The following is a 20,190-nucleotide window of genomic DNA, read 5'->3' as shown; positions in this document are numbered from 1 at the left end:
AACATATGTTACTCAAAACTAAGTTCTTTCTCTCTTTATAATTGTTATTCTTCCATTAGTTTACGATAGCGCGCTTTCTTAGGCTCTTCTAGACCAAGTCTCATGGCTTTATTTGCTTCGTAATCACTAAAGTTTCCTTCAAAGTAAAAAACATTCCCATTTCCTTCGAAAGCAAGGATGTGTGTACAAATACGATCCAAGAACCAACGATCGTGGCTTATAACAACGGCACAACCTGCAAAAGCTTCTAAGCCTTCCTCAAGGGCGCGTAGTGTGTTTACGTCGATATCGTTAGTTGGTTCGTCGAGTAAAAGTACATTTCCTTCTTGTTTTAATGCTATGGCTAAGTGAAGGCGGTTTCGTTCACCACCTGAAAGAACTCCGCATTTCTTCTCTTGATCAGCGCCAGTAAAGTTAAATCTGCTGAGGTATGCACGAACATTGATGTCTTTGCCTCCCATACGGATAGAGTCGTTACCTTGACTTACAACCTCATAAACAGATTTTGAAGGATCGATATCTTTGTGCTGTTGGTCTACATACGACAGCTTAACAGTTTCTCCTACACTGAACGAACCTGCATCTGCCTGTTCTAGCCCCATAATGAGTCGGAATAATGTTGTTTTTCCAACGCCATTTGGTCCTATAACACCTACAATACCATTCGGTGGTAGTGTGAAGTTTAAGTCTTTAAATAGCTCTTTTCCAGGGAAAGATTTCGCAACATGTTCTGCTTCAATAACCTTGTTTCCTAAGCGAGGACCATTGGGAATAAAGATCTCTAACTTTTCTTCTTTTTGTTTCTGTTCCTCGTTTAACATAGTTTCGTATGAATTCAAGCGTGCCTTACCTTTAGCATGGCGAGCCTTTGGGGCCATTCGCACCCATTCTAATTCTCGTTCAAGGGTCTTGCGTCTTTTTGAGGCCTGCTTTTCCTCTTGAGCCAATCGTTGACTCTTCTGCTCTAACCAACTTGAGTAGTTGCCTTTCCAAGGAATGCCTTCACCACGATCCAACTCCAAAATCCATTCTGCTACATCGTCGAGAAAGTAGCGGTCGTGTGTGACGGCAATTACGGTTCCTTCATATTGTTGTAGATGTTGCTCAAGCCAGTCTATTGATTCTGCGTCCAGATGGTTCGTGGGCTCATCAAGCAACAGTACATCTGGTTTCTGTAGAAGCAGTCGACATAATGCTACGCGGCGTCGTTCTCCTCCAGAAAGATTCTTTACGCTCCAATCGCTAGGAGGGCAGTTTAATGCAGCCATTGCGCGTTCCAGTTTTGAATCCATGTTCCATGCATCTGTTGCGTCAATGACGTCCTGTAGTTCTGCTTGACGTTGCATTAACTTGTCCATCATGTCGGGATTTTCATAGTACTCAGGTAAGCCGAATTTGACGTTGATGTCGTCGTATTCGGCAAGTGCATCATATACGTGTTGTACACCTTCCATAACATTCTCCTTTACGGTTTTGTTTTCATTTAAAGGAGGTTCTTGTGGTAGGTAACCAACAGAGTAGCCGGGGCTCCAAACGACATCTCCCTGATATTGTTGGTCTAATCCGGCAATAATTTTCATAAGGGTTGATTTGCCTGCGCCATTTAGGCCAATGATGCCAATCTTTGCCCCATAGAAAAAACTGAGATAAATGTTCTTTAAAACTTGTTTCTGGTTTTGCTGGATGGTTTTGCTTACACCAACCATTGAGAAAATAACTTTTTTGTCGTCTGCTGTTGCCATAATACTTTATTTGTTTGTTGCAAAGATAACTGATTTTCTTTAATTACCAAACGGTTTATTTAAAAATATGCGTATGCTTAGCAACAATAAAAGGAAACCGTTTCTTCGGTTTCCTTTTTTCTTTTGGCGGAAGGTGAGGGATTCAAACCCCCGATACCCATAAGGGTATACCGGATTTCGAGTCCAGCGCGATCGATCACTCTGCCAACCTTCCTTTTTGAAAAATGGAACCCCATCAATGATGAGATTCCAGCGGTTTTTTTGAGGTGCCTGGCGGATTCGAACCGCCGTAGACGGTTTTGCAGACCGTTGACTAAGCCACTCATCCAAGGCACCCTTTTCGGTTTGCGGATGCAAAGGTACTACTATTTTTTTGTTTGACCAAATTTTTATAGGATTTTTTGTTAGTACAGTGACGATTTTCTCCATTTTTTCTTCTTAACTCCTTCAGTGCGCAGCCTTGACATGATGAACACGGGTCGTTAGTCGCATTCATGAGCTGAAAAATGCGTTTGCAGATGTAAACTATTGAGAGTGTTATTATTATGGCTACAATTGTTGTTTGCATCTTTGTTAAAGAGAATATTCCTTTACCTTATTTATTATTAAATAGTTTGGAGATTCTTAAGTGATGATTTTGTCGATGATGCTACTAATGGCGTTGGCCATGGGATTGGGTAGGGCAGGGTCTTCTGTTGTCTCAGGATTGATAATAGCCTTTAGGCCAAGCGGCTTTATGCTAATGTTAATCTCTGTATCCATATTGATTGGGTCACCATCGAAGTGCACTGCACCAGGACGCTCGCGATGAATATGAATACTTCGAGCTTGGAACGTTTTGATATGAGAGTTGCTGCTGAGTGTTTTAGCAAAAAGATCCATTGCAATCTTTGGTGCCTCTATAACATTAAAAGGTTCCATGATAATGATGTCCATTACTCCGTCTTGCATTGAGGCACCTGGAGCAATATATGCATTGTTTCCATATTGCGCAGCGTTTGCGCAGGTGATAAGAAATGCTTTATATTTATTCTTGCCAGCTTCGTCCTCAATAATATATGTGTCTGGTTCGTACTTTAAACCTTCTTTGAGTACATTTTCTACATAAGTGACAAGTCCGCGCTTGCCTGCTTCAGCAAACTTCAACGATACGAAAGCGTCAAATCCCATGCCGCAGGTGCAAAAGAAAGGTTTCTCATTGATGACACCATAGTCGAAGAATGCTGTTTGACCTAGATTGATAATGTCAATAGCTCCTTTCATGTTCATTGGAAGACATAGGTGGCGAGCTAATCCATTTCCGGAGCCACAGGGAATGATACCTAATGCTACTTGACTATGTACTAGAGAACGCGCTACTTCATTGACTGTTCCGTCACCACCTACAGCTACACAGATATCAACGCCTTCAGAAACGCATTGGCTGGCAATGGCAGCTGCATGTCCAGCATATTCTGTTGAGACAATCCGGCAATTGTATTTGCTTGCATCTATCCGTTGGCCAATAAGTTGAGGTAGTTCATCTTTTGACTTAGTCCCAGAGATAGGGTTTACGATAAATGTGATGTTCTTTTTCTCGTTTTCCATAGTGCAAATGTACATAATTTAGTTCAAATAACGTGATGTGGTACAATAAAAATGCTAAAATCAAACATTTATTATAAAAAATGTGCACGTTTTACGGATTTTTGTGTAACTTTGCAGCCTGAAATAAAAAGAAACCTATAAAAACAAATATGGGACAACTACAAGATAGATACAAATCGTATCGTATTCCGCAGGAATTTATGGAGAAAGGAGTCTATCCTTATTTCCGTGAAATTACTGGAAAGCAAGGAACGGAAGTCGAGATGGGCGGCCATAAGGTTCTGATGTTTGGCTCAAATGCCTACACAGGCTTGACTGGAGATCAGCGCATCATTGATAAAGCAAAGGCAGCACTTGAAAAATATGGCTCTGGTTGTGCAGGCAGCCGTTTTCTTAATGGTACGTTAGATATTCACGTACAATTGGAGAAAGAGATTGCAAAATTTATTGGTAAGGATGATTGCCTTTGTCTGTCAACAGGTTTTAGTGTAAATCAGGGTGTGATTCCTGCGTTGCTAAGTAAAGATGACTATGTCATCTGTGATGATCGTGACCATGCAAGTATTGTTGATGGCAGACGATTGGCTTTCGCTAAGCAGTTGCATTACAAGCACAATGATATGGCTGACTTGGAGCGTGTGCTTCAGAAATTGCCTCAGGAAGCCGTAAAACTGATTGTTGTTGATGGTGTGTTCTCTATGGAGGGCGATTTGGCTAAGTTGCCAGAGATTATTCAGTTAAAGCATAAATACAATTGCTCTGTGATGGTTGATGAAGCTCATGGAGTTGGTGTCTTTGGACGTCAAGGTCGTGGCGTTTGTGATCATTTCGGTTTGACTGATGAAGTTGATTTGATTATGGGCACATTCTCAAAGTCGTTGGCTAGTATTGGTGGCTTTATCTGCTCTGATAAGGATACAATTAACTTCCTGCGTCATACATGTCGTACATATATCTTCTCTGCTTCTAATACACCGGCTGCTACAGCTGCAGCTATGGAGGCCTTGCACATCATCCAGCAGGAACCCGAGCGTATTGAGAAGTTGTGGAATGTAACTCGCTATGCATTGAAGCGTTTCCGTGAGGAAGGTTTTGAAATTGGTGAGACAGAGAGTCCTATTATTCCTCTTTATGTACGCGATGCAGAGAAAACATTCCTTGTGACGGCTCTTGCATTTAATAATGGTGTGTTTATTAACCCCGTTATTCCTCCAGCATGTGCTCCTCAGGATACGTTAGTTCGCTATGCGTTGATGGCTACTCATACAGAGGAGCAGGTTGAACGCTCCGTGAAAATCCTGAAAAAAATCTTTATTGAGCAGGGAATTATCAAATAATTGCGAAAAAATTTGTGTGGGTGCAAAAAAATTAGTACCTTTGCACCCGCAAAATCGAGGTGTAGCGCAGTTGGTAGCGTTCCTGGTTTGGGACCAGGCTGTCGCAGGTTCGAGTCCTGTCACCTCGACAAAGTATTGGGAGTCTTAGAAATAAGACTCCCAATTTTTGTTTAGATGAATTTTTTATCCAAAAAATTTGTACGTTATTACTTTTTTTCTTATCTTTGCTGCCAGTAAATCGCCTTAAAGATATGAAGAGACCTAAGTTTTTTTTATTATTTCTATTATTACTATTGACTGTTTTACAAGCCAATGGAATGCAAAATAGGGTCTATCAGGTGATTAATGCGTCAAATGGATTGGCAGATAATAGTGCGCAGATAGTTGTTTGCACACGTTCTGGTCGTATGATTATTGCAACCTTGGGAAATCTTAATTTCTACGATGGTGTTACGTTTTCACATATCAGTACGCGTAATGATTATCAATATCAATTATCTGCTTATAAAGGAAATTATCATCTTTATTTTGATTTAAACCATCATGTATGGTTGAAAGATACTCATAAGGTATCGTGTGTTGACATGATGACAGAGAAGTTTGTCGCGAATGTTGATAGTGTCATAAATACAATTGGGTGTAAAGAGCCCATAATGGATCTCTTTACTGATAATGAAGGATATTTGTGGATGTTAACGAAAAAAGGTTTATACAGCGAGAAGTTCGAAAAGTACTTTAGTGTGTTGCCACATCGTAACTTGCAGGATCTTGATGTGTTTGACAATTTCTTATTAACCTTTTATGATAATGGTGAAGAAGTTGGTCAGAACTTGCAAACCGGTAATATCGTTCATCGCACTCGCGCCTATAACGAAAACAAGGCGACTGTATATAGTAATACGTCGGCATTGCTTCGATATGAAAATGGTTTCTTTCAGGTCAGAAATGGTGAAACGGGGTCTGTGGTTCTTTGGTTCAATGTGAAAGACCGTCAGTGGACTATTATAGGGGAGTTTCCGTATCATATTAATAATATCGCGCAGTACGATGGTAAAATCTACATGCCGTCTGAACATGGTTTTGGGGTTTATGACCTTGGTACTAATGCGTTAGATTGGATTAAAAGCATAACGCTAGAAGGAGGGCAAGAGATAGAAACTGATTGTAATATGCTGGCGTTCGACATGCAAGGCGGCATATGGATTGGTACAGAGACTCGTGGTGTTCTTTATGGACGTCCTACTAATGCCGCGTTTATGATGTATCCCCGAAGCAACACCAAATCACGTGAGTTGGAAATGCTTATGTCTGGATTGACTCAGAATATAACTGAGTATCAGGGACAAAGAGCAAACTGTCAGTATGTGGATAGCCGAGGCTGGAAGTGGATTGGTACTATAACAGGACTCTATTTATGTAAGTCGGAACATTCCTCTCCAATATCTTTCTCCAAGACTGATGGACTTAATAACATGGTTATTCATGCTGTTGTTGAGGATCGAAATCATAATATTTGGTTGGCCACATCAAATGGTATATCATGCATCATGTTTAATTCGGACAATGATATTATTTTTATTAATAATTTCGGACGCGGTGATGGTGTCCCCGTAGAATCTTTCCAAAATAATAAGGCCATGCTGCTGGATAATGGCCATATCATTATGCAGGCTATTGACCACATCGTGGAGTTTAGTCCAGAGGATCTTTATGAGGTCAGTACGCCTCATCCCTATAAATTCTATCCCAAGTTGATACAATTGCTGGTTAACGGAAACTATGTTCAACCAGGTATTGCTGTGGATGGCAATGTAATTGTTGACAGACCACTTACAGGCGTTAAAGACATTAGTCTGAATAGCTATCAGACTACTGTTTCGTTGACTTTCTCAGCGCTCAACTATTATCGTCCGCTTCAAACATTTTATCGTGTCAGGGTGAAGGGACTGGAAGCATATGAAGACTGGCAAGTATACTCCTATTTCAATAGTGGTGGAAAGGTAGATGGCAGGGGATTGTTGCATTTGCCTCTTGTAGGACTGGAGCCAGGAGATTACGTTATTGAGATGCAGGCATCCATGTTTCCAGATCAATGGGACGGAACACCGTTTGAGTGGTATGTCCATGTGAATGAGCCATGGTGGCGTACCACGGGTATCTTCTGGGGTGTTGGCATCATTCTTTTTGTATTACTTGTTGTGAACTTGGTTGTTTATATGCGTAATGAACGTCTTCGTATGCAGCGTAATCACGAAGAAGGCGACATTATTCGTAAGATACGTCAGTTTGTGCTGCGTTGTGACACGTCAGCAAACGAGGTGCTTATGCCTTCTTTAGACGATTTCCATTTGTCGCCGGACGATGAAAACACAAAGTTGAGTCCAGAGTTCATTAATACGATGATGACATTGATTCCTTTTGTTCGTGATCATATCCGAGGTGAATTGAGTATGAGTCAATTGGGAAATGTTGCTCATAAAGATGTGGTGAGTTTGTATCACATTATCATGGCGGATATATACAAGAGTCCTCGAAAGTTGGAATTGATTATTCGTTTGCAGCGTGGTGCTGAATTGTTGAAGAATACGGATAAGTCGGTCGAGGCGATTGCAAACGAATGTGGCTTCTTTACTCCAAACTATTTCATGGGCTCCTTCTTCCATCGCTACAAGATGACGCCTAGTGAATATAGGGAAAGTGTAAAGTAATGATTATGGCTTGAATGTGGTTTCGTTGAATCCAACAAGTCGCCAATTGCGATCTGTAATTCCTTTGTAATATACAAGCGCTTGATATTTATTCTCTGTTTGGTAAAACGACCCTTCTTCTGGCAGTGGGTGCGTGGTTCCATCCATATCAGTCATTATCAGTTGATAGTTGTAGTACCCAAGTTTCTGGAGTAGTGTTAGTTCGTACGCTTTCTTTTCTTTGTCGTACGTCATCCTGTAGTTCTCTGGTGCCTCTACTGTCCAACGTCCGTTTACTTTCACGTGAGCATAGTCGTATTTTGGAGCGGGTTGCAGAAGATAGTGCACGTATACATATTCCGATGTACGCTCTGCTTCGTAGTTGTCGCTGTTTCGTAACAGAAAAGCTCCGTTGACATCTTCGTCGTAAGTGTAGTTCCTGCTTGGCTCGCATGGAAAGGGTGTGGCATGCCATGTTTTTGTCGATTCTTCCCAATGCACATCCGAAAGTCCCATGGTAGGGTGGGTGGGATCTAATAACTCAAACTTATGATATTCGTTGCCGGCTTCGAAGATCAAGGGTTGGCAATGCTCCCATGTCAAACCTTGTGAGGTCTTTCCTGTGGGCAGTACGTTAACCTTCATATTGTCTTCTCTTCCGTTTTGCATTACGAATGTCTGAATTTGTTGCTCAGGGCGTGTTATGTTGATGCCGTTATATGTAATGCGCATTGACACTTGTTGGTGACTGTTGTTCGTATCAATGTCTGTGTTCGAATCCACATATAGGCTGAGACTCATTTGTGGCTCTAGAACGCGTAGTTCTACAACAAGTGCTTCGCATAGTTCCTCCTCATCTATAACGTGCAGCCTGTAGTTGCCACTCATACAAATACTCATTTGCTCATTTGGAAACGTAAAACTATAGTGCGTGTATAGTGTATGGGTGTTAATTGAATTCTCATAGTCGTCAATTGTTATGTCGTTGATTCCTTTCAGCCATTCGCTTTCAAATAATTCTTCGTTGGGTGTCCAGTCTGGATTACAAGGCTCAAGATGACATGTAAATCGACGATAGTTGTGTGACAGTTCGTCAAAGCTGATGGCAATCTGATCCTCACTTCCAAGTTGAATGATGGGAAGAGCTTCAAAATCATTGTTGGTGATAACTTGTAGACTCTTGATATTGGGCATTTTTATGCTGTGCCAGGCCATCAATGAAACTGGCAGAAATACGATTAAAAGCAATAGTCTTTTAGCATTCATGGATGCAAAGATAATAAATAAATGATAATATGCAATTGATAATTGAAATTATTTTCTTAACTTTGCACGCATGGAAAAGAAAAAAGATTCAATTATTATTCTGAGTGGTGGCATGGACAGTGTGACACTGCTCTATGACTATCAGGACCGCATAGCTCTGGCCATCTCGTTTGATTATGGCTCAAACCACAATGCGCGCGAGATTCCTTTTGCTCGCATGCACTGTGAGCGCTTGGGCATAGAGCATATTGTCATTCCATTGCAGTTTATGAGCCAATATTTCGAGAGCTCGTTGCTACAGGGCGCAGAGGCGATACCTGAAGGACATTATGCTGCTGAGAATATGAAGTCTACTGTTGTGCCTTTCCGCAATGGCATTATGTTGAGTGTGGCTGTAGGAATGGCAGAGAGCCGTGGGTTGCAGTATGTGATGATGGCTAATCATGGAGGCGACCATACTATCTATCCTGATTGCCGCCCAGAGTTCGTCAGCGCTTTTGATGCAGCAGCTCATGCGGGCACATATAATGGTGTGCATCTGTCTTCTCCCTATACCAATATTACTAAGGGACAGATTGCTGCTCGAGGAAAAGAGCTAGGAATTGATTATCGTGAGACGTGGTCATGCTATAAAGGTGGTGAAAAACACTGTGGAAAGTGTGGTACGTGTGTAGAGCGTAAAGAAGCTCTTGCTGAAGCTGGAATCGTTGATCCTACGGATTATGAATAATATTAATAAGTATGCCGTTTACATATCGTAAGTATGTTGTTTGCGATACGTAAACGGCATATTTATTACTGCTTAGTATGGCTTTTATGAAATGAAGAAACCCTGTCTCGAAAGACAGGGTTCTATGTTTGTTTGGAATAAGTTGTTTTGTTTGTAAGTTTGTGTGTTATGCTTCAGCAGCCTCGGGTATTACTGAAACGACACTCTTGTTGAACTTGCCCTTGTGGAAGTTCACTGTGCCATCGATGAGGGCATAGAGTGTATCGTCTTTACCAATAGCAACACCATTACCGGGATTGTGCTTTGTACCACGCTGACGAACGATAATGTTGCCAGCCAGACACTTCTGACCACCCCAGATTTTCACGCCAAGTCGCTGAGCTGCACTTTCGCGGCCGTTCTTAGAACTACCTACACCTTTTTTATGTGCCATACTGTGTCCTCCTTTAAGCGATTACTTGTTTAACTTCAACCTGAGTGAACTGCTCACGATGACCGTTACGCTTGCGAGAGTCCTTGCGACGCTTCATCTTGAAGACGATGACCTTGTCACCCTTCACCAGCGGGTTCACTACTTCAACTACTACTTTTGCACCTTCTACGGTGGGTGCGCCAACCTTGACAGCGCCGTCGGCATCTACGAGCAGCACTTTGTCAAACTCAACAGTCTTGCCTGCCTCCACGTCCTTGATGTGGTGCACGAAGAGCTTCTTGCCCTCCTCAGCCTTGAACTGCTGACCCTGAATTTCTACAATTGCGTACATTTGTTTTGTTTGTAAATAGGGTTTTTCCCGTAAGGCGGTGCACGTTCGTACACACTTAACCCTGCCTCCACGGGCTCATTTCGGGGTGCAAAGGTACTAATTTTCTATTACATAGAACCTTGCATACCCATTAATCTTTTAAAGTTTTATGTTTTTTTAACTTATAAGTCGGTTTAGAGACCTGCTTTGGTCAGTTCCTCTGCCATCTCCTGCTGCAGCTCGCGTGCTTTATTTCCAGCTACTTCTGCAAAGTTATCCTCGTTGCTGGCATAGATAATGCCGCGACTAGAATTGACCAGCAGTCCACAATCCTTGTTCATGCCATACTTACATACCTCTTGTAACGATCCGCCCTGAGCGCCTATGCCGGGAACAAGCAGGAAATGGTTGGGGGCTTCCTTACGTATGTCTTCGAACATGTGGCCTTGTGTGGCGCCAACAACATACATCATATTCTCGTCGTTGCCCCATTCTTGACTCTTCTTAAGTACTTTCTCAAACAGGCGTTCGCCATTTGCGTCCTCCATCAATTGGAAATCGTGTGAGCCTTTGTTTGATGTTAGTGCCAAGAGGATAACCCACTTGCCTTCGTAACTCAGGAAGGGGGTTACAGAGTCTTCGCCCATATAAGGGGCCACTGTCAATGCGTCAATGTTATATTCCTCGAAGAATGTGCGAGCATACATCTGACTGGTGTTGCCAATATCGCCACGCTTGGCATCAGCAATAATCAGATGGTGGGGATGGTTCTCCTTGATATACTCGCAGGTCTTTACGAAAGCCTCCATGCCTTTCAATCCATAAGCCTCATAGAATGCCAGGTTTGGCTTGTAGGCTACGCAATAAGGGGCCGTAGCCTCGATAATGGCTTTATTGAACTCAAAGATGGGGTCGTGCAGGTCGAAGACGCACTGGGGCATCTTCTTTGGGTCGGTATCCAAACCTACGCAGAGAAAACTGCGTTTCTGCTTAATCTGTTGTATCAGTTCTTGTCTTGTCATATTTGATGTCTTGTTTGTTGCTGAGCTACAGCAACATGCATTACTGATTATAGTTCATTTTCTTTCATGCGCTCTGCGTTCTCGGCCACGGTGAGAGCATCAATCATTGCTTGAATGTCGCCACCAAGGAATCCCTGTAGGTCGTGTGTGGTATAACCGATGCGGTGGTCGGTTACGCGGCCCTGTGGAAAGTTATAGGTGCGAATCTTCGCAGAGCGGTCGCCCGTTGACACCAGACTCTTACGACGACTGGCGATGTCGTCCATGTACTTCTGATGCTCCTTGTCATAGATGAATGTATAGAGGCGTGAGAGTGCGCGCTCCTTGTTCTTGGGCTGGTCGCGTGTCTCGGTACACTCGATGAGGATTTCCTCTGTCTCGCCTGTATTGGGGTTCTTCCACATATAACGCAGACGAACACCTGATTCCACCTTGTTCACGTTCTGACCGCCTGCGCCCGATGAACGGAAAGTATCCCATTTAATCTCGCCTTCGTTCACGTGAACTTCAAACTTATCTGCCTCAGGAAGTACTGCTACTGTAGCAGCACTAGTGTGCATACGTCCTTGAGTTTCGGTAGCGGGCACACGCTGTACACGATGCACACCGCTTTCGTATTTCAGCGTTCCGTAAACGTCGGCACCTGATACGGCAAAGTCAATCTCCTTATAACCACCCACAGCACCTTCGCTGACACTGGTGATGCTGAGTTGCCATCCCTTCGAGTCGCAGTAGCTCTTATACATTTTGAACAGGTCGCCAGCAAAGAGGCAAGCTTCGTCGCCGCCTGTTCCTGCGCGAATCTCCATCTGAACGTTCTTGGCATCCTCAGGATCCTTAGGAATCAATGCAATTTTTATTTCTTCTTCCAGCTTGGGCTGTAGGGCCTCGTTCTCGGCTAGTTCCTCACGAGCCATCTCTTTCATCTCTGGGTCACTCTCGTTGGCCAGGATGTCTTTGGCTTCACTGATGCTGTTCAAGCAGGCAATGTAACGCTTGCGTGCATCCATGATGTCGCCAAGATCTTTATATTCCTTCGTGAGCTTCACGAAGCGGTTCTGGTCGGCAATTACATCTGGGTCAGTAATCAGGGTTGAAACTTCCTCAAAACGAGCCTCCAGTCCGTCAAGTTTCTGTAGTATGTTATTATTATCCATATTCTGTTTGTTCGTTGCGACAGTGTTGCAACATACGTGTTTTAATATTCAAAGGTGCCAAACTCTGAGTGGATGGTCAGACTCTTCTGACCATCTTCGATGTGACCCACTATCTGAGCATCGATGTTGAAGCTCTTGGATATGTTGATAACCTGCTGAGCCATCTCAGGACGAACGTAGATCTCCATGCGGTGACCCATGTTGAATACCTGGTACATCTCCTTCCAGTCGGTGCCAGAGCACTCGTGAATGGCGCGGAAGAGTGGGGGAACGGGGAACATATTGTCCTTCACCACCTTGCAGTTGTCGTTGACGAAGTGTAGAACCTTGGTCTGAGCGCCACCTGTGCAATGAACCATACCGTGAATCTCAGGACGCAACTCATCGAGTAGCTTCTTGATGACGGGGGCATAAGTGCGAGTGGGCGAGAGGACCAACTGTCCAGCATTGACGGGAGAACCCTCAACGGCATCGGTAAGTTTATATTTGCCGCTATATACGAGCTCGTTGGGCACTGCGTGGTCGTAGCTTTCAGGGTAGTTCTCTGCCAGATACTTAGCAAAGACATCGTGACGAGCTGAGGTGAGGCCATTAGAGCCCATGCCACCGTTGTAGCGTTTCTCGTAGGTGGCCTGACCTGTTGACGACAAACCTACGATAACATCGCCAGGGCGAATGTTGGCATTGTCAATAACGTCTGAGCGCTTCATGCGGCAAGTTACCGTTGAGTCTACGATAATGGTGCGAACCAAATCGCCTACATCGGCTGTCTCACCGCCTGTAGGATATATACCGATACCCATCTCACGAAGCTCTGCCAGCAACTCATCGGTGCCGTTGATGATAGCAGAGATGACTTCGCCTGGCACCAGCATCTTGTTTCGTCCAATGGTTGACGACACTAGGATGTTGTCTACTGCACCAACGCATAGAAGGTCGTCTGTGTTCATCACGATAGCATCCTGTGCAATGCCTTTCCATACAGACAGGTCGCCAGTCTCTTTCCAATACATGTAGGCCAGGCTCGATTTCGTTCCTGCACCGTCGGCATGCATGATGTTACAATACTCAGGGTCTCCGCCCAGGATGTCAGGTATAATCTTGCAGAAAGCCTGCGGAAAGATACCTTTGTCAATGTTCTTAATAGCTGCGTGAACGTCTTCCTTGGCGGCAGAAACGCCACGCATCATATATCTGTTGTCCATAGTTCTTTTGGGGTTGCTTTATTATCTTAGAATTTAACCTGAGGTGCTTTCTCTGCACCAGCCTCGGCTTCAAACTTGTTCATCTTCTCGAATCCGAACATGCCAGCCAGCAGGTTGCTGGGGAATCGGCGAATGGAGATATTATAGTTCTGAATTTTCAGATTAGCCTTATTACGCTCCTCGTTGATACGGTTCTCTGTGCCCTCTAATTGTACCTGGAGCTCACGGAAATTCTCGTTGGCCTTCAGTTCCGGATAAGCTTCACCCACAGCGATAAGGCGTCCCAAAGCACTGCTTAATTCACCTTGGGCCTTTTGAAATTCCTCAATATTGTCGGCATCCAGAGTAATGCTGGTTGCCTTGGCGCGAGCATTAACAACACTCTCGAACGTCTCTTTCTCGTGAGCTGCATAACCTTTTACCACCTCTACAAGGTTAGGAATCAGATCTGCGCGACGCTGGTAGGCCGACTGTACGTTAGCGAGGGCAGTGGTAGCTTCTTCCTCGACACCAACCATGCCATTATAAGTGCTCTTAACCCAGCCGAAGATAACGATAACAACAACGGCAATTCCAATAAGAATCAGATGATTTTTCTTCATAATACTTACCTTTATTAATATGTTATTTATATTCTTTGTTTTACCAACTTGACGTGGCACCGCCACCGCCACTGCTACCACCGCTGAAACCGCCACCAAAACTTCCGCCTCCAAAGCCGCCGCCGTGACTTCTGCCACCACCGCCATTCAGGATACTGCCAACCACATAGCCTGTGGCAAATGCAGAACCATTATTGACAAACGGATTCTTTGTTAGTCGTCCATTATAGTAGCGTTTTAAGTTCCAACCATGACGACGGGCCACAAACGTATAGACTCCCATCCAAACAAAAAGTAGGAAGAAGTAGATGGAGGGCAGAATCGCATCCTCGTCGTTATCACCAGAATTTGTTCGTCCGTTCAACTCTGACATCGCAGGTAGTTCCTTGCCTTGCAACAGGTCATATACAGACTCCACATAGTATATCAGTCCACTGTCGGGCATCTCTGCTTTCATACTTGGTATCAGATAGCGCTCTTGAAGTCTGAAGCACTCTGCGTCTGTAAGGTCTGCTTCCAACGAACGTCCTGTATGTGAGCGAAACTTATGGTCATCGTAGGCTAGTACCATCACCAGTCCTCGATTATTCTTTCCAACCTTATATATATCAAAAATGTCTTGTGCGAAGCGGAATATGTCACCATTCTCCACACGACTGACGATGGCTAGTACCGATTCGATGCCTAGCGAGTCGTCTAATTGTTTCAGTTGCGCATCCAGACGTCTTACAGTCTCGTCTGACACAATACCGTCTGGGTTCGACACGTAACGTCTGCCGTCCGTGAGGTGGGGCATAGGAATTGACCGTGCTGTCCACACCTTTTCTTTTCTTGCTTGTGTCATCTCCTCTGTGCCGACTGGTTCCTCTATATCTTCCATGCTAGCCAAGGCCTCAGTGCATGCTCCTAGCAATGATATAACACCTGCTACGATGACTATCCTCCAGAAAACACGCCACCACATGTCATCTTTCTTGGCCCGTTTCCATTCACGAATTATCTCTTTGGCCTCTCGATCGTAGTCAGTCTTGGTGATATTGTATTTTATTTCATATGTCTTAAGTCGGACACCATGTTTCTTCTCTGTTTTGTATTCTTTTTGCAGAGCCTTTACTTGCTGATTAAAGCGGCTGGCACATCCTGCCAGTTTGGCACGTGTGCTGTCAAGTAGAAGCTGCGTAGCACCCTTGCCCTTTTTGTCGTTCAGTATGCCTACTGTGACAATAAGGCCAAAGATGGCTATATACATTTCAAAGATGGTCCAACTTGTTTCCATAGTCTTTTATTCTCTTCCATTCCAAAACTCCCACGAAGCAAATGCCTGCAGAAGCAGCATCTCCAAACCGTTCTTGACATTAGCGCCGCGTTCAGCTCCCTTTTTCATAAAGAGAGTCTCGTCTGGATTGTATATCAGGTCATAGAGTATTGTATGCTCGTCCATAGCCTCATAAGGCAGGTTGGGACATTCCTCCGTCTTGGGGAACATGCCTAGTGGCGTGCAGTTTACAATGACATTGTATTCCTTAATCACTTCTGGTGTGATATCCTCATAGCAGATGGTCTCAGGTCGACGGTAACGACTAACGAACACAGTTTCTAATCCCAAAGATCTTAATCCATAGTCAATGGCCTTTGATGCGCCACCTGTTCCCAATATTAATGCCTTTTTATGGCAATCCTCCAACATGGGCTCAATGCTCTGTGTAAAGCCAATCACGTCAGAGTTGAAGCCTTTAAGTTTGATTTCCTTTCCAACGTGTGTTACCCGAATCACGTTGACAGCTCCGATGGCTCTTGCTTCTGGACTGATACTGTCAAGATATTCCATTACTTTCTGCTTGTAGGGAATTGTTACGTTCAGTCCTTTTAGTTCTGGATTCGAATCCAATACTTCAGCTAAATCGTCAATGGTCGGTATCTCAAAATTCATGTACTTAGCATTAATGCCTTCGTCGGCAAAACGCTGATTAAAGTAGTTGATGGAGAATGAGTGGCCTAGGGGATAGCCAATGAGTCCGTACTTGTCCATAGTCTAAAGTTTATTTGGTTGCAAAATACATAGTGCAGATTCCGAAAGTTAATCTTTGGAAGGTTGCATCCTTGAAACCTGCCTGCTGCAGAATGTTCTTCATACGCTCACCCTGTGGGAAGGCCTCAATTGTTTTGGTTAGATACGAATAGGCGCTGGTGTCTTTGGAGATGAGACGTCCATAGACAGGCAGCACCGTATGAGAGTAGATATGGAAGAGTTGTTTCATGGGGAATTTGACTGGGGATGTCAATTCTACAATGCTTAGGTGTCCTCCAGGTTTTAGAACGCGACACATCTCACAGAGTCCTTTATCCAAATCTGCGAAGTTGCGTATTCCAAAAGCCGCAGTCACAGCATCGAAGGTGTTGTCCTCGTAACTCAGGTGTAGACAGTCTTCTTTTTCAAATCTTACCACCCTGTCTAGTCCCAGTTGTTTCACCTTCTGACGTCCTATTTCCATCATCCCTTCACTAATGTCTGCACCAATCAAAGTTTCAGGACGTAGCATTTGTGCTGAAAGAATGGCAAAGTCACCTGTTCCTGTGGCAATGTCAAGCATAACCTTTGGAGCATGAGGTGCCAATTGGCAAATCGCCTTTTTGCGCCATCCTTTGTCAATGTCCCATGACAGTCGGTGGTTCAGCGTGTCATAGGTGGGAGCGATGTTGTCAAACATTCGCTCCACCTGTTGCGCTTTCTCACCCTCGTGATAGGGGTTGATCTCTTCCTGTTTATACATTAATAATTATTCTTTTGACTTGAAAGCTTTAAGCCATTCGCCTACGTTCTTTTCGATGCGAGCAGCGATGTCCTCGTCGCTAGTCTCACGTTCAAACTTCTCGCCAACGATGTGCTCGTACAGCTCGATATAACGGTCTGATACGCTCTCGGCATACTCGTCAGTAATTTCTGGCATGGCCTGTCCTGGCTCGTTCATGAAGTCGTGTTCGATGAGCCACTGACGTACGAACTCCTTTGATAACTGGCGCTGAGGCTCGCCCTTAGCCAACTTCTCCTCGTAGCCGTCGGCATAGAAGTAGCGACTTGAGTCGGGCGTATGAATCTCGTCGATGAGGTACACTTTACCATCACGCTTGCCAAACTCGTACTTCGTGTCAACGAGGATAAGACCACGTTTAGCGGCAATCTCTTGACCGCGGGCGAAAATCTTGCGAGTGTAGTCCTCCATGATGGCGTAGTCCTCTGCCGATACGATGCCTTGAGCAATGATCTCTTCCTTCGAGATGTTCATGTCATGACCCTCGTCTGCCTTGGTGGTAGGTGTGATGATGGGCTCAGGGAAACGCTCGTTCTCCTTCATGCCGTCAGGCAACTTCACGCCGCACAACTCACGACAACCATTCTTATACTCGCGCCAAGCTGAGCCTGTCAGAATAGAACGGATAATCATCTCCACACGGAATCCCTCGCACTTCAGTCCAACGGTCACCATAGGATCGGGTGTAGCTAGTTTCCAGTTAGGGCAGATGTCGGTAGTGGCATCAAGAAACTTGGCAGCAATCTGGTTAAGTACCTGCCCCTTGAAAGGAATGCCCTTTGGCAGTACTACGTCGAATGCTGAAATACGATCGGTGGCAACCATTACCATCAGATCGTCGTTGATGTTGTACACATCGCGTACCTTTCCATGATACACGCTCTTCTGTCCTGCGAACTTAAAGTCCGTCTTAGTTAATGCTTTCATTGTTATTTCGTTCTTTATCAAAAGTCTCATATGCATTGACAATGCGCGTCACCAACTTGTGTCGAACAATGTCTCCTCTGTCTAGGTTGACAATACCGATGCCCTCCACATTGTTTAATATATGCAAGGCCTCGATGAGGCCGCTCTTTTGTGAATGTGGTAAGTCAATCTGGGTCATGTCTCCAGTGATAATCATCTTGGTGTTCCAGCCCATGCGGGTCAAGAACATGCGAATCTGCGCAGGCGTTGTATTCTGAGCTTCGTCAAGAATGACCACTGCGTCTGACAGCGTTCTGCCTCGCATGAATGCCAAGGGGGCGATCTGTATGACGTGCTTCTCCATCATGTCCTGCAGTTTTACCTGGGGTAGCATGTCCTCTAGTGCGTCGTAAAGTGGTTGCAGATAGGGGTCAATCTTGTCTTTCATGTCGCCAGGTAGGAATCCCAGTTTCTCGCCGGCTTCAACAGCTGGGCGACTCAGAATGATTTTCTTTGCAGTTTTGTCTTTAAGAGCCTTGACCGCTAAAGCTATCGAAAGATATGTCTTGCCAGTGCCTGCAGGTCCCACGGCAAATACCATGTCGTTATTCTCGTAGGCTTCAATGAGTCGCTGTTGATTCTGTGTGCGTGCTTTGATGGGACGTCCTGACATGGAGTAGACCACCACGTCGTTAGGAACGTCGTCTTTGGTACGTTTGCCCTTAACGATGTCCAGAATATCCTCTTCTGTCAGGCTGTTAAATCTCAGTACGTGCTTTCGAATCTTTTCCGAGCTTTCTTCAAAGGCAGCCATCTGTTCCTCGTCACCCATGATGCGTATCACATTATCACGCGCCATAATGCGCAATTTGGGATAAAGCGCTCGCAACATCTGCAAATGTGCGTTGCCCACCCCGTAGAACATGACAGGGTCAATATCTTCTAAAACAATATGTTTCTCTATCAAAGTGCTATCTAACTAAAAGTGAAAATTCGAATTTGCCTGCAAAATTACAAAAAAGATATGAATTATACCTTATCTTTAGATAAAAAAATCTAGTGGAAATACGGGTTCATTCTAAATTCTTCGTTTAGTATTGTCTTTGGACCGTGTCCAGGGTAGGCTACGGTGTCTTTTGGAAGTGTGCTGATTTTGTCTTCCAAGCTGTTCATTAATTCGCTCCAAGAGCCTCCTGGCAAGTCTGTGCGTCCAACGCTCAATCGGAATAATGTGTCGCCAGTGAATAGCACATTCTCTTCTTCGCAATAGAAAATGACACTGCCCTTTGAATGGCCAGGTGTGTGAATAACCTTTAGCGTATGGTTGCCAAAAGTGATAAGCTCGTTGTCCTTCAAGAGATGTCCAACGGGAGGTGTTGTCCTGTCGTAGTCAATACCCATTCCCATCATGTCGCATTGCATGGCGATGTCTTTAATCATTGATGCATCTTCAGAATGTATTTCCGGTTGAAGTCCGTAAGCTTCGAAAATAGTGTTATTGCCGAAATTGTGGTCGAAATGGCCATGGGTACAAAGCAGATGAATAGGTGTTAAGTTTTTGTATGATATATATTCTGTAATAGCCTGTCGTTCAGAGTCGTAAAAAGCACCGCAGTCTATGATAACGCACGCATGGGTGTCGTCACTAACCACGTAGCAGTTCTCTTGAAGCGGGTTAACTTGAAAGGTCTTTATGTTGAGCATTCTCTTTGTCTTCTTGCTGTTGGACTTTTTGTACGACTGTTATACGGGAACGTAAATTACGTGTTTCTCCTTAAACCATTCTTCTTCGAAATATGTGCTTAACTCAGCACTTTCTATGATGCGACGGAAGGGGTGTGTCTCGGCTTGTAAGTCACCGCCTTTTAAGCAGATAACGCCGTTGGGGATGGCGTTGTGCTGATCTTTTGAGATGTTCTTGCGTACGATTTTTAAAAGGTCGGGTAGGGGCATGACAGCACGACTCACCACAAAGTCGTATTTATCTTTCTCATCTTCGCCGCGTAGGTGTTCTGGGTGGCAGTTCTTCAGTCCTATGGCATTACTTACCTCCTGGGCTACACGAATCTTCTTTCCAGTGCCATCGATTAGTTTGAATTCGCAGTCAGGAAACATGATGGCCAAAGGTACGCCAGGAAAGCCACCGCCAGTGCCGAAATCCAGAATTTTTGTGCCTGGTTTGAAATGCACGAACTTTGCGATGCCTAGTGAGTGTAGTACGTGGTGTTCGTAGAGATTGTCTATGTCTTTGCGCGAGATAACGTTGATTTTCTCGTTCCAGTCATGGTACAAAGCGTTGAGGGCTTCAAATTGTTTCTTCTGACCCTCGATTAATGTCGTAAAATACTTTTCTATTATTTTCATGTTGCAAAGGTAGCACAATTTGATGGAAATAC

General features: G+C 44.3%; 19 protein-coding genes and 3 tRNA genes. 4 read left to right on the top strand and 18 right to left on the bottom strand.

Going from position 1 to position 20,190, the window contains the following annotated elements; genetic code table 11:
- Positions 1 to 44: 44 nt before the first annotated feature.
- From ettA to M1D30_RS07760, 4 genes are all read right to left on the bottom strand, one after another.
- Positions 45 to 1,742 carry an energy-dependent translational throttle protein EttA gene (ettA, locus tag M1D30_RS07775; RefSeq protein ID WP_248502654.1) on the bottom strand — a complete coding sequence of 566 codons (1,698 nt, stop codon included), beginning with the start codon at positions 1,740 to 1,742 and terminating at the stop codon, positions 45 to 47.
- Between the two features lie 124 nt (positions 1,743 to 1,866).
- Positions 1,867 to 1,956: transfer RNA gene (locus M1D30_RS07770), tRNA-Ser, on the bottom strand.
- 50 nt (positions 1,957 to 2,006) lie between these two features.
- Positions 2,007 to 2,078, bottom strand: a tRNA-Cys gene (locus M1D30_RS07765).
- Between the two features lie 288 nt (positions 2,079 to 2,366).
- Positions 2,367 to 3,329, bottom strand: a complete 963-nt coding sequence (locus tag M1D30_RS07760) for a diacylglycerol kinase family protein (RefSeq protein ID WP_248502653.1) — start codon at positions 3,327 to 3,329, stop codon at positions 2,367 to 2,369.
- 149 nt (positions 3,330 to 3,478) lie between these two features.
- On the opposite strand from M1D30_RS07760, the gene M1D30_RS07755 reads away from it, so the two are divergent.
- From M1D30_RS07755 to M1D30_RS07745, 3 genes are all read left to right on the top strand, one after another.
- Complete coding sequence (locus tag M1D30_RS07755) at positions 3,479 to 4,666, top strand: aminotransferase class I/II-fold pyridoxal phosphate-dependent enzyme (protein ID WP_248502651.1); 1,188 nt, start codon at positions 3,479 to 3,481, stop codon at positions 4,664 to 4,666.
- 55 nt (positions 4,667 to 4,721) lie between these two features.
- Positions 4,722 to 4,794: transfer RNA gene (locus M1D30_RS07750), tRNA-Pro, on the top strand.
- 123 nt (positions 4,795 to 4,917) lie between these two features.
- On the top strand, positions 4,918 to 7,374 hold the full coding sequence (locus tag M1D30_RS07745; RefSeq protein WP_248502649.1) for an AraC family transcriptional regulator: 2,457 nt from the start codon (positions 4,918 to 4,920) through the stop codon (positions 7,372 to 7,374).
- A 3-nt stretch (positions 7,375 to 7,377) separates the two neighbouring features.
- Here M1D30_RS07745 and M1D30_RS07740 read toward each other — a convergent pair whose 3' ends face one another.
- On the bottom strand, positions 7,378 to 8,547 hold the full coding sequence (locus tag M1D30_RS07740; protein ID WP_248502648.1) for a DUF5103 domain-containing protein: 1,170 nt from the start codon (positions 8,545 to 8,547) through the stop codon (positions 7,378 to 7,380).
- Between the two features lie 142 nt (positions 8,548 to 8,689).
- Between M1D30_RS07740 and queC the strand changes: the two genes are divergently transcribed.
- Positions 8,690 to 9,349, top strand: a complete 660-nt coding sequence (gene queC / locus M1D30_RS07735; RefSeq protein ID WP_248502646.1) for a 7-cyano-7-deazaguanine synthase QueC — start codon at positions 8,690 to 8,692, stop codon at positions 9,347 to 9,349.
- Between the two features lie 166 nt (positions 9,350 to 9,515).
- Here the strand turns inward: queC and rpmA are convergent, their stop codons facing one another.
- The 13 genes from rpmA to rsmG all read right to left on the bottom strand — a co-directional run bounded on the left by rpmA (position 9,516) and on the right by rsmG (position 20,158).
- Positions 9,516 to 9,782, bottom strand: coding sequence for a 50S ribosomal protein L27 (gene rpmA, locus M1D30_RS07730; protein WP_248502645.1), 267 nt, complete (start codon positions 9,780 to 9,782; stop codon positions 9,516 to 9,518).
- 13 nt (positions 9,783 to 9,795) lie between these two features.
- The gene (rplU, locus tag M1D30_RS07725) at positions 9,796 to 10,113 is read right to left on the bottom strand and encodes a 50S ribosomal protein L21 (protein ID WP_237823453.1); all 318 of its coding nucleotides are present in this window, start codon (positions 10,111 to 10,113) and stop codon (positions 9,796 to 9,798) included.
- A 173-nt stretch (positions 10,114 to 10,286) separates the two neighbouring features.
- Positions 10,287 to 11,114, bottom strand: a complete 828-nt coding sequence (gene pyrF / locus M1D30_RS07720; protein WP_248502643.1) for an orotidine-5'-phosphate decarboxylase — start codon at positions 11,112 to 11,114, stop codon at positions 10,287 to 10,289.
- Positions 11,115 to 11,161: 47 nt separating this feature from the next.
- Complete coding sequence (gene prfA / locus M1D30_RS07715) at positions 11,162 to 12,271, bottom strand: peptide chain release factor 1 (RefSeq protein WP_248502642.1); 1,110 nt, start codon at positions 12,269 to 12,271, stop codon at positions 11,162 to 11,164.
- A 41-nt stretch (positions 12,272 to 12,312) separates the two neighbouring features.
- Complete coding sequence (locus M1D30_RS07710) at positions 12,313 to 13,476, bottom strand: AIR synthase-related protein (protein WP_248502640.1); 1,164 nt, start codon at positions 13,474 to 13,476, stop codon at positions 12,313 to 12,315.
- Positions 13,477 to 13,502: 26 nt separating this feature from the next.
- The gene (locus tag M1D30_RS07705; RefSeq protein WP_248502639.1) at positions 13,503 to 14,078 is read right to left on the bottom strand and encodes a LemA family protein; all 576 of its coding nucleotides are present in this window, start codon (positions 14,076 to 14,078) and stop codon (positions 13,503 to 13,505) included.
- 40 nt (positions 14,079 to 14,118) lie between these two features.
- Positions 14,119 to 15,354: a YgcG family protein gene (locus M1D30_RS07700; RefSeq protein WP_248502638.1), complete on the bottom strand. Its 1,236-nt coding sequence runs from the start codon at positions 15,352 to 15,354 to the stop codon at positions 14,119 to 14,121.
- A 6-nt stretch (positions 15,355 to 15,360) separates the two neighbouring features.
- Positions 15,361 to 16,107 (bottom strand): shikimate dehydrogenase, encoded by a 747-nt coding sequence (locus M1D30_RS07695; RefSeq protein ID WP_248502637.1) that lies wholly within the window; start codon positions 16,105 to 16,107, stop codon positions 15,361 to 15,363.
- A 10-nt stretch (positions 16,108 to 16,117) separates the two neighbouring features.
- Complete coding sequence (gene ubiE / locus M1D30_RS07690) at positions 16,118 to 16,849, bottom strand: bifunctional demethylmenaquinone methyltransferase/2-methoxy-6-polyprenyl-1,4-benzoquinol methylase UbiE (RefSeq protein WP_248502635.1); 732 nt, start codon at positions 16,847 to 16,849, stop codon at positions 16,118 to 16,120.
- 6 nt (positions 16,850 to 16,855) lie between these two features.
- Complete coding sequence (locus M1D30_RS07685) at positions 16,856 to 17,815, bottom strand: phosphoribosylaminoimidazolesuccinocarboxamide synthase (protein WP_248502634.1); 960 nt, start codon at positions 17,813 to 17,815, stop codon at positions 16,856 to 16,858.
- Positions 17,799 to 18,761: a PhoH family protein gene (locus M1D30_RS07680; protein ID WP_248502633.1), complete on the bottom strand. Its 963-nt coding sequence runs from the start codon at positions 18,759 to 18,761 to the stop codon at positions 17,799 to 17,801. The genes M1D30_RS07685 and M1D30_RS07680 overlap by 17 nt, the downstream gene beginning before the upstream one ends.
- A gap of 89 nt (positions 18,762 to 18,850) precedes the next feature.
- Complete coding sequence (locus tag M1D30_RS07675; protein WP_248502631.1) at positions 18,851 to 19,498, bottom strand: MBL fold metallo-hydrolase; 648 nt, start codon at positions 19,496 to 19,498, stop codon at positions 18,851 to 18,853.
- A 39-nt stretch (positions 19,499 to 19,537) separates the two neighbouring features.
- Positions 19,538 to 20,158, bottom strand: a complete 621-nt coding sequence (rsmG, locus tag M1D30_RS07670) for a 16S rRNA (guanine(527)-N(7))-methyltransferase RsmG (RefSeq protein ID WP_248502625.1) — start codon at positions 20,156 to 20,158, stop codon at positions 19,538 to 19,540.
- Positions 20,159 to 20,190: the final 32 nt, after the last annotated feature.

The sequence above is a fragment of the Prevotella sp. E15-22 genome (assembly GCF_023204875.1).
Lineage (GTDB): Bacteria > Bacteroidota > Bacteroidia > Bacteroidales > Bacteroidaceae > Prevotella.
Note: the sequence above shows the minus strand (reverse complement) of the source record. Positions and strands in the feature narration are given on the sequence as shown.